The 1498-nt window shown below is 66.0% G+C and carries 1 protein-coding gene; it reads right to left on the bottom strand.

Features of this window, described 5'->3' with window-relative positions:
• Positions 1-17 precede the first annotated feature (17 nt).
• Positions 18-1229 carry an IS110 family transposase gene (locus P9272_RS35780; RefSeq protein ID WP_278164911.1) on the bottom strand — a complete coding sequence of 404 codons (1212 nt, stop codon included), beginning with the start codon at positions 1227-1229 and terminating at the stop codon, positions 18-20.
• Between the last annotated feature and the right edge of the window lie 269 nt (positions 1230-1498).

Below are 1498 nucleotides of genomic sequence, written 5' to 3'. Positions count from 1 at the left end.
GCATGAGACTTCCTGTGTCAACCTGTTGTGAGCAAGGCGTTTGCGGCGGGGTGTTTTTGGGGATCGTAAGGGGTGCCGTCTTGCCAGGCGCGCCAGATGATCCTGAGCCAAGCCCTGGCGAGGATGCGCACGGCATGAGGATGCCTGCAGCCTCGCTTTCTGGCGTCCTGATAGACCTTCGCGGCCCAGGGGCTGGCATGCCTGGAGTTGTCGGCGAAGCAGGTGAGCGCGGCGCGCAGTCGCTTGTTGCAGGCCCATCGCCATGTGACGGCGCGGGATTTGCCGCTCTGGTAGGTGACGGGGGCGACGCCGGCCTCGGCGGCCAGGTGTTCCTGGCTCTGGAAGCGGTCACGCACGTCGCCCAGCTCGGCGGTAATCTGTGCGGCGCAGATCTTTCCGGCGCGCGGGAAGGACATGACGATCTTTCCTTCGGGCAGCTCGGCGACGGCATGCTCGATGCGGCTGGAGAGCCTGGCGATCTGGGAGACGATGCTTTCGAGGGTAGTGGCGATTGCGCGCGCGAGTTCGCCCTTGGCATCGGCTTCGGCTTCGGCGGCCATGGTAGTGGGAGCGGCGCGCAGCCGGGCGAGCACGTCGGCGACGCTGCGCCGGCCACAATACTGGTTCTGGGCAAGGAAGGCGGCCATGCGCTTCACACCCAAGCGGCTGGCACTTTCGGGCGTGGGATAGCGCTGGAGGAAGGCCAGTGCGATCGGGCTTGCGATGTCGGCGAACAAACCGGCAGCGCCAGGCCAGAAGCTTTCGAGCAGGGCTCGGAGTTGGTTGGTGAGCACGAGTCTTGTGGCAACGAGATCGTCGCGTCCGCGCACCAGCGCGCGCAGCGCCTTGATGGCATCGGATTGGGGCCTGAGCGGGGTCAGCCGGTGCCCGTCGGTGCGCAGAATGTCGGCAAGGATGTAGGCATCGCCAGGATCGCTCTTGGCGGCGACGGCGCGGTAGCGCGGTCGGCACGCCTTGACGACATTGGGATGGACCGGCGTGACGACGAAGCCGACGTCGACCAAGGCGTCGACGAGCAACCCGCTGGGCCGTTCGATGGCGATCGGCGTCTCGCCGGGCGGCCCATGCCGTCGCAGACGCGCAACGAGATCGGCAAGCCCATCGCGATCATGGGCCACGACAAAGTGGTCGAGGACCTTGCCGGCGGCGTCGACGACGCAGACGGCATGACTGGACCCGCCCCAGTCGAGCCCGACGAAAATGGTCATGGATGCACCTCACTGAACTGGAGTATGGTGCCCGGTGCCGGGAGCCCTCACGGGTTGCTCATCAATCGGCGCTCTGGACGCATCTTGGCCGACATCTCCGTGGCGCATCTTCCTGTAGCCCGTCTGCGGCTTCCGGCCACCGCAACGCCGCTAGTCTCATGCGGGCCCTCATCGGGCAAGCGACGCAGGCAGTCGTCACGGTGGCGCGGGACCAACGCCCAATCAGCTCTTAAACTGATTCAACGCAATCGTGAGGTTGCCTGATGAGC

The sequence above is a fragment of the Mesorhizobium sp. WSM4976 genome (assembly GCF_029625685.1).
Lineage (GTDB): Bacteria > Pseudomonadota > Alphaproteobacteria > Rhizobiales > Rhizobiaceae > Mesorhizobium.
Note: the sequence above shows the minus strand (reverse complement) of the source record. Positions and strands in the feature narration are given on the sequence as shown.

What these genes read in the sequence shown, in the direction of transcription:
- P9272_RS35780 (WP_278164911.1), bottom strand. Translation starts at nt 1,229, where the DNA reads ATGACCATTTTCGTCGGGCTCGACTGGGGCGGGTCCAGTCATGCCGTC.